Consider the following 8,747-nt stretch of genomic DNA (forward strand, 5'->3'; position numbering starts at 1 on the left):
TCGGGTAGTTTACGCAGCCGCTAGATTTGACCAGACCCGCAAAACACAACAGGAGCGAGATGACCATGAGCAAAGTGCTGGTGGTGGATGACAACCGTACCTACCTAGAGACTATTGCCAACCTGCTCTCCGAAAACGGGTTGGAAGTCTCCACCGCGATGGACGGTGTAGAGGCGATGGACATCATTCGTCAGCAGAAGCCCGACGTGGTGGTGCTGGACATCGTCATGCCTCGCATGAATGGCTACGAAGTGTGCCGGGAAGTGAAGGGAGATGAAAGCACCAAGCACATCCGCATTGTCGTGTGTTCCACCAAAGATCAAGCCTTTGATATCGAGTGGGCTAAGCGCAATCAAGCCGATGCCTATGTAACCAAACCTTTCAAGCCTCAAGAGCTACTAGCTACCATCAAACAGCAGTTGCGGGAGATCAAGGAGACCAGACAAAAATGAGTCGCGTCTTGGTGGTGGAAGACAGCCAATCTCAGCGGGAGATGATCAGCAAGTTGCTGCAGGAAAACGGCTTCGAGGTGATGACGGTGGGAGATGGGGTGGAAGCCATAGAGGCGGTGAAGCAAAACAAACCCGACCTGATTGTGCTTGACATTGTCATGCCGCGTATGAATGGCTACGAGGTGTGCCGTCTCCTCAAAGCCGACCCGCTCACCCAAAAAACCCCGATTGTCATGTGTTCTTCCAAAGGGGAAGAGTTCGACCGCTACTGGGGGCTCCGCCAGGGAGCGGATGCCTATATTGCCAAACCTTTTCAGCCGCAGGAACTGGTGGGTACGATTAAGCAATTACTGAGAGGCTAGGAACCGCCCATCCTGCCTCTGTGCTTTCCGGCAGAGCCCAAAAGGGCTCTAGGCCCTGGGCAAGGGAGCGGTGGCCACCTCTCCACAGACCATCAATACGGGGGAGCGTCATGCTGGGGGATCTGGACTTATTGATGGGGGATGAGACCCAAGAATTGCAGGAAATAGAGGCTCCTGAGGGAGAGCTTTTCCTAAAATTCAAGGTTGCTACTGGGGAGGAATTTGCGTTGCCCGCGGTATCGGTTGTGGAGGTGATGAGCATCGGCCCCGAGAAAATTACCCCCATGCCGAATGTCGCCCCAGTTCTGCTGGGCACTCTGAACTTGAGGGGCGAAATCATCTGGGTTGCGGATCTGGGCCAGTTTTTGGGGATCAGCCCGCCCCTCAACCTCGACCGCGCCGAGCTCCCTGTGGTGGCCGTAATGGATCAACAGGATTTGCTGATGGGCCTGGCTGTGGATTTAATTGTGGGCATGGAGTGGCTGAAGACTGAGTCGGTGCGGCCTGTCCTCGTGGCTCCTAAGTCGATAGCTCCCTTCTTGCGAGGGGAATGGGTGGTGCCTGCGACGGGAGCCCGCTTGCCGCTGCTGGATCAGTCGGCCATCCTGAGATCCGACCGTTGGGGGTGAGGAATGGCTAGCCGCCAGTTCGGCAGAAATGCGGAAATGTATAGTTTCTATCGTAGTCAATTTCCAAAGCCATTCACAATGGAAAGAATGGAGCCGATCTTGTTCCCTAGAGATTTGCACCAGGCCAGCCGGGGAGCATGGCTGTGCTACCCCAATGTTTTACGGAAGGAGGGCAAGAGCCCATTCTTTGTTGGGAGCAGGGCAGCCAGTTGGGAGAGGTAACCCATCTGTAGCCCAACAACTCTAAAGGGTTTGGGCGGGTTGGTGTTGGGTGAGTTCTGGGCATTTGGGTTGAAGCAGCAACAGAGGTAGCCAAGCAGGGAAAGGAGGGTCCATGGTTTCGAGCGCGAACAATCAGAGAGACTTTACCGAGGCGATGGTCGCCTTTTGGCAGGGAGACTACGTCGAGGCAGTGCGGTTGTTCAACCAGGTAGCCGCTGCTCAGCCGCAGGATACTGCTGTCAAGTTGCTGCTGGCTTCGGCCCAGAAGCAAGCGGGGCAGTTGCTGGAAGCCCGCCATACCTACGATACCATCCTCAAGACGGCCAGCGATCCTGAGGAGCTGGAGTCGGCCCGCAGGGGCCTGGAGGAGCTGTTGCAGATGGCGCCGGAGCTGGCGGACGTCCCCTCTCCGGTGCAGGAAGGCAACCTCCAACCTCAAGGGGAGTTCCCACCTCAAGCGCAGGAGGCGGCTCCCTTTCCCCAGTTTGAGTTTGAGGCGATGAGGGAACAAGAGGCCGACCCCTTTGCTCGGGATCCCTTCTCGATGGGAAGCGACGGCTTTGCCGCTGATGAGATGACTTTTGGCGAGGAAGAAAGCTTTGCGGCTCCTTTTGAGACAGGGCTAGAATTGGAGCCTGCGGATCCGTTTGCCTTCTCTCACCCGCTGCCCGCTAACCCTCAGGTAACGCCACTGAGGGTTCCAGGCGGGACCGACTTGCAAGCAGGCAGGGAGCAGCCTCAGACAGGCCCGGCAGTCGATGACGATTTTGCCTTCCTCAACGAATTCGACCAGCAGCACCTCCAGGATTCAGGCAGCGATTCTATCACGCAGTTGGCTAGCGATGCGGACTTTCCCGAGGAGATGGGCTTCTCCCTACCCACTTTTGCGGAAGAGGAGGTGGGATCCCTAGAGGAGAGCTTGCCAACAGAATTGGCTGCCCCCATGAGTGAGCCGATCCCTGCCCCCGAAGAAGACACGACCAGCGTTGCCTCCGCCCCTTTCGAGCTCGATGAGCTGGACCGTCTGGATCGCGAACTGGCCGGCATGGATGGCAGCGAGCCGGCGGCCTTTTATCCCGAGGAGGGCAAGACAGGAGAGACGGGTAAAACGGTACCAAGCCTGCCTACGCTCACTGTTCCTCTCCCTAGCCTATCCGGGCAGGAACTGCCTAGCCGACTGACGGCCAATCAGTTGACGCTGGCGCTGATCCAAGGAGCTGTGAGTTTGGCTGCTGGCTTGGTCATCGGCCTTGGGATCCCGGCCAATGGGGGAGCTCGCTGGATTGGGGGGGTCATTGGAGGGGGAGTTGTCGGCGCAGGAGTTGGGGCTGTACTTGCAGCTAGCAGTGCTAAACACATTCGCTCCACCGTCCAAGAGTTGTCCAGTCACTTCGCTGCCTTGGCCCAGGGGAATTACTCCGTAAGGGCAGAGGCGAGAGGGGATGACGAGTTGGGTCGCTTGGCCAACAGCTTTAACCAAATGGCCGCCGCCCTTGAGGCCCATTTTGCCGATCTAAGCCAGCGGGCCGCCGAGCAAGGCCAAGCTAAGGAAGACTTGCAACGGCAGGTAATTCGCCTCCTGGATGATGTGGAGGGGGCAGCCCGTGGAGACTTGACGGTGCGGGCGGAGGTCACTGCCGATGTCCTCGGCGCTGTTGCTGACTCTTTCAACCTGACCATCCGCAGCTTGCGGGACATCGTGATCCAAGTGAAGCGGGCCGCCGCTGCTGTCAACGACGCTGCTTTGCAGAATGAGGACTTTGCCCGCAGCCTCTCTGCCGACGCCTTGCGCCAGGCGGAGGAAATTTCCAACTCCCTCAACTCCATTCAGGAGATGACGGAATCAATTCAAGAGGTGGCCAACAACGCCCGCGAGGCAGCCAATGTCACTGCCCAGGCCACAGAAGCGGCTGCCCGGGGTGGAGAAGCGGTGGATCGCACGGTGGCCAGCATCCTGGAAATTCGGGAAATGGCAGCAGAGACAACCCGCAAGGTGAAACGCTTGGCGGAATCCTCGCAGGAGATCTCCAAGATTGTGGCTTTGATCTCACAAATTGCTTCGCGCACCAACTTGCTTGCCCTCAACGCCAGTATTGAGGCCGCTCGGGCCGGCGAGGCGGGACGAGGCTTTGCTATCGTGGCGGATGAGGTGCGACAACTGGCCGACCGGGCCGCCAAGGCTTCAAAAGAGATTGAGCAGATTGTGCTGCAGATCCAGTCGGAAACCAGCAACGTCATGACAGCCATGGAGGAGGGGACGCAGGTGGTTATAGAGGGAACAAGGCGGGCCGAGCAGGCCAAAAACAGTCTGGATGAGATCATCGAGATCAGCCACCAGATCGACGGATTGGTGCGGGCGATTTCTCAGGCTACTGTGCAACAAACAGAGACCTCCCGCGCTGTAGCCCATCTCATGCAGTCAGTGGCGCTGACAGCCAACGAGACGTCCGAGGAGGCGCAGAAGGTAGCCAGCTCGCTGCAACAGTTGGTGAGCATCGCTCGCGAGCTGCAAGCTTCTGTCGGTCGCTTCCGGGTGGGGGATGAATGAGCAAATCTGCTCGGTTCGCGGGCATCCTAGGGACAAGGATCCCGATGGGAAGCTGCCGCGCTTCAGAGGGACATCAGGATCCCTCTGTCGCAAAGCAGAATTCGGGCATGGGAAAGCTTCCCCTGTCCGATCTGTTACTACTGATATGAGTACCTGTGGGCTGTAGGAGGAACCTCCTGCCATGAATGAAGAAGCACAAAAGCGGATCCTCAGTTACTTCATCGAAGAAGCCCGCGACCACTTGGCCACGATCGAGCAGGGGCTCCTCAGCCTGCGGGACAGCGTGAGCGATCCTGAGCTGATCAACGAGTTGTTCCGAGCTGCCCACTCCATCAAAGGCGGAGCAGCCATGCTGGGCCTCACCAGCATTCAGCAGACTGCCCACCGCCTAGAGGATTTCTTCAACGTGTTTCGCTCTCGCCTGGGCGAAGTGCCGGTGGATCAGCACTTGGAGACGCTGCTGCTGCGAGTTTTTGATGGGCTGACGGCGCTTTTGGACGAGCTGCAAAGCCCTCGCGGTCTCACCCAGGAGTTCAGTAACTCGACGCTGGCGGAACTGGAGCCAGTTTTTCAGGAGACTGAAAACTACATTCAGAGCCTTCTCGGCGCTGGCCCTGTCTCTAGACCTGCTCCGGCTGCCCCCCCGCCACCAGCAGCCCGCACTCTACAACAAGAGATGGCGGAAGTGGTGCCGCAGCAGTTGCGGCAGATGTTGGAGCTGTTCAAGCGCGGGGATCAGCCGGGCGTTCGCGAGCAGTTGCTGGCGGCCAATGCTGTTCTCAAGCAGATCGGGCAAGTGCATCATCTGGTGGGCTGGCAACAGTTAACCGAAACCTTCGAGCAAGCCCTGGGCAACCCCGACGCCGATCTGCGAACGTTGGCGTTGGTTGCCTTGCGGGATTTGAAGCAAGGGCAGCAACTTGTCTTGGCGGGGAGAGCCGAAGAGGTGGCGGCTTCGGCGGGATTGCAGCAACTGGCTCACCCTGTGGCTCCCGCTGCACCCCCAGATCCTTTGGAGGTGGTGGTTCATCAGCGGATCCCAGCCCTGTTGCGCCAGATGCTGGAGCTGTTCAAACGCCCCGATGACCCAGCTACGCGGCCCGCTTTGCAAAGCTTGGTTCAATCGCTCCAGGAGGTGGGAGAGGCTGAGTCTGTGGATCTGGGTGGCTGGACAGCCCTAGCCCGCCTAATTGGCGAGATCTTGGCGGATCCCGCCCAGGATTTGCGGCAACTGGCTCTGCCGGTTCTGCGAGATTTGAAACAGGCTCACCAGGCTCTGGCCAGCGGAGCAGCGCATACCATCCAGCCCTCCTCTGAGTTGTTGGCCTTCCGCCCTGTGCCGCCGGCCCTTGAGGAGCCAGGGATCCCCACCTCCTTCGACCTGGGCCCTGTTGGAGAGCCAGAGCCACTCTTCCGTGAACCCGCGAGCACGGCTGCCCCAGCGGACTGGGCGGCTGCTGGGATCCCGGCAGAAGAATCCTCTGCAGCCGAGGGGAGCCAGGAACCTGGATCAGAAGAGGCGACCCCCGTCGAAGCAACCCTGCAAGCGGAGGGGTCGGAGAGCGTGGAGGCGGCCTGGGATCTGCTGGTCGGGCAGCCGCCGTCCCCTTGGGAGATGGACGGTGTCCTGGCAGGCGAGGAGAGCCCAGGGCTGAGCTGGTCGGAGATGTCCACCGAGACTTTGACCGAGGAAGACTGGCAAGCAGCCGCCGACCTTGCCCAAGAGGGCGTCGCCGCGCCGGAAGAAGCTGCAGCAGTACTCGACGGGTCGCAGGACAGGCTAGGCTTTGGCTCAAGCGACTTCGAAGCGACTCCTTTAAGTCTGGAAGCAGAAGCCTCCTCCGCCTTTGACGAGCTGTTTGCCAACGCAGAGCAGCTATCCGATATTGAGGAGCCACCGCCGGAGCTGATCCCTCCTTCCCCTGAGCCTTTCTCGCAGGTGTTCGAGGAGCTGAGCCCAGAAGAGGGGAGAGGGGAAACGGATTTGGCGGAGCTGTTTGCCGCAGTAGTGGACGAAGCAGCAGCAGAGCTGGCCTCTGTCGAGCCTACCGAGCTGAGAGGGGCCGAGGAAACAAGTCAGGCCGTCTGGGATGTCCCTCTGGCGGCCCAAGTTGCTGCGGCAAGCCTCGAGGAAGCCCCGGCTGCAGACGAAGCTGCAAGTGCCGGAGTGGAGGCCTTGTTCGAGCTCGAGGAGCTTGCAGTAGAGAGTTCTCCTCTGCAGGAGCTGTCCCAGTTGCCTGACCTTGGGGCTGCTCCCGACAGTGGGCCGGAGGCAGATCTCTGGGTAGAGGAGTTGTCTTCGTCCCTCCAGCCGATCCCTGGGGATGGGGAGGCGGCAGCAGACTTGCGGGCCGAGTTCTCTGCCGACCTCTGGCCTGAGGACTTTTCTGTTCCCGATGAGACGGGATCCCTGACATTTTTGGACTCTGCTGCTGAAGGCAGCCTGGAGGGCCTTGTCTCGGCAGCGGATCAGGCCTGGTCGAGCCTAGAAGAAGCCAGCGAACCTTCCACATCTTTCGAGGCGGCTCCTGAACTCTCTTTTGGCATCGCCGACTTTGGCGTGGCCGCAGTTGAGCAGCTTGAAAACCCCTTCGCTGAGGAATCTTCGCCTGCTTTGGAGGGATTTGCCGCTGCGCCGGAGAGCGTCTTGGCCCCTTCCGATGAGCCGACGGCAGCGGAAACCCCAGACCTGGGGGCGAAGCTGGGCCTAGCCGATCTCTTCGCCGGGGAGACACTGGAGGACGCCCCGGGCACTGGGGATGCGGCAGAAGCCCAGGACTGGGCTCTTTTGGAGAACCTCTTCCCGGTTCAGGAAGGAGCTCTCTATCCGGAGGGGCAGCCCGCGGAGTCCTTCGACCGCCTCGAGGCTCTCTTTGCCGAGGAGCCTGATACCGAAGGGCTAGGTGCGGCGATTGGGGGATCCCTTTCGGCTCTGGATACCGATGGCGACGGCCAGGTGGATCTGGATGAGCTGAGCCAGTTCCTTGCTGAAGCGGCGAGCACCCAAGAAGACCTACTCCCCGACGCCGCCGTCTCCCTAAGCAACACAGAAGCTTTCCAGGCAAGCAGTCTGGCTGAAGTGTCCCTGCCCGAGCCGCTTGTGGCTGCCCCAGAGCAGGACAGGGATCCTCAGCCGGCAGAGGACGATCTGGCCAGCCAACTGGAAAGCCTGTTCACAGAGGATGAATTCTTGGCTGCCCAGAGCGCGACCGTTTCCCCAGATGAGATGCGGCCCTTGGAGGAAGAAGCGCCGGAAGCCTCTCCTGCCCCAAGTTTGGACGATTTGGCTGCCCTCTTCGATGCCGCCGAACCAGCGGTGCCGCCTGAGCTGGAAGAGGTCATCGCTCCTATTGTGGGATCCCCTGCAGCCGTGAGCAGCGAGGTCGCCGATGATTTCGCAGCCCAACTGGAATCCCTCCTAGGCGATCTCGAGGTTGCCCCCCAGGCCTCTGCAGCAGCGCCGGCGCCTTCTCCGCCCGCTGTTGCCACTGCCCCGGCAACTCCCGCTCCGGCAACAGCCGCCCCCACGGCACCGGCTACCCCAACCCCACCGACCCCACGGCGATCTGCTCTCAGCAACCCTGTGATGCGGGTGGAGGTGCGCCACCTTGACTCCATCAACAACTTGGTGGGAGAGCTGGTGGTCATCCGCAACAGCATGGAGCAAAACCAAACTCGCCTGCGCCAGTTTCTGGATGGCCTATTGGGCCGGGTGCAACAGCTAGGGGAGCTGGGCCAGCGCATGCGGGATCAGTACGACCGCTCGTTGCTGGAAGCGGCGCTGTTCTCCAGCCGCAGCAGCGCGGCAACGGTGGGGTTCGGCCGGAACGGCGAGGAATCTACTCGGGGGCGGGTGGGGCACTCCATAGGCCAAGAGTTCGACAAGTTGGAGATGGATCAGTTTACGACCTTCCACACTCTGGCCCAGGAGATCATTGAGCTCATCGTGCGGGTACGCGAGTCTTCCTCCGACATCGAGTTTGCGGTGGATGAGGCAGAGCAGATCACCCGCCAATTCCGCCAGGTCACCACCCAACTGCAAGAAGGCCTGAACCGGGCGCGCATGGTGCCCTTCGCGCAAATTGCCGACCGCCTGCCCCGCGCCGTCCGTGATCTCTCCATCAAAACGGGCAAACAGGCCAGCCTGGTGGTGGAAGGCCGCGACACCCTCATCGACAAAGCCATCCTGGAAGAGCTTTCCGACCCGATGACCCACCTGGTGAACAACGCCCTGGTGCACGGGATCGAGCCCCCTGAGGAGCGGCGCCGCTTGGGCAAGCCCCCTGAAGGCAAGATCACCGTCAGGGCCTTCTACCAAGGCAACCAGACAATCATCGTTGTCGCCGACGATGGCGCCGGCATCCCGGTGGAGAAAATCAAGGCCAAGGCGCAAAGGCTGGGGCTGCTGTCAGAGCAGGCAACCGAAGACGAAGTATTCAACGTCCTCTTCCACCCCGGCTTTAGCAGCCGTGAGGCCAGCGAGGTGGACGACCTGGCCGGGCGGGGGGTTGGCTTGGATGTGGTGCGCCGCAAC

General features: G+C 60.4%; 5 protein-coding genes. All 5 read left to right on the forward strand.

What is annotated here, in order from left to right; genetic code table 11:
• Nucleotides 1–65: 65 nt before the first annotated feature.
• On the forward strand, nt 66–452 hold the full coding sequence (locus tag NW835_RS13800; RefSeq protein WP_414364951.1) for a response regulator: 387 nt from the start codon (nt 66–68) through the stop codon (nt 450–452).
• Entirely contained in the window at nt 449–814 is a 366-nt protein-coding gene (locus tag NW835_RS13805; RefSeq protein WP_414364926.1) for a response regulator transcription factor, read from the forward strand. Before NW835_RS13800 ends, NW835_RS13805 begins: the two co-directional genes overlap by 4 nt.
• 110 nt (nt 815–924) lie before the next feature.
• A complete protein-coding gene (locus tag NW835_RS13810) occupies nt 925–1,443 on the forward strand; it encodes a CheW domain-containing protein (protein ID WP_414364927.1) in 519 nt (172 codons plus the stop codon).
• Nucleotides 1,444–1,777: 334 nt separating this feature from the next.
• Entirely contained in the window at nt 1,778–4,213 is a 2,436-nt protein-coding gene (locus NW835_RS13815; RefSeq protein WP_414415588.1) for a methyl-accepting chemotaxis protein, read from the forward strand.
• Between the two features lie 181 nt (nt 4,214–4,394).
• The coding region (locus NW835_RS13820; protein ID WP_414415589.1) for an Hpt domain-containing protein at nt 4,395–8,747 on the forward strand (4,353 nt) is incomplete at its 3' end.

This window comes from Synechococcus sp. OH2 (assembly GCF_047462155.1).
In the GTDB taxonomy this organism is placed as follows: Bacteria; Cyanobacteriota; Cyanobacteriia; order Thermostichales; family Thermostichaceae; genus Thermostichus.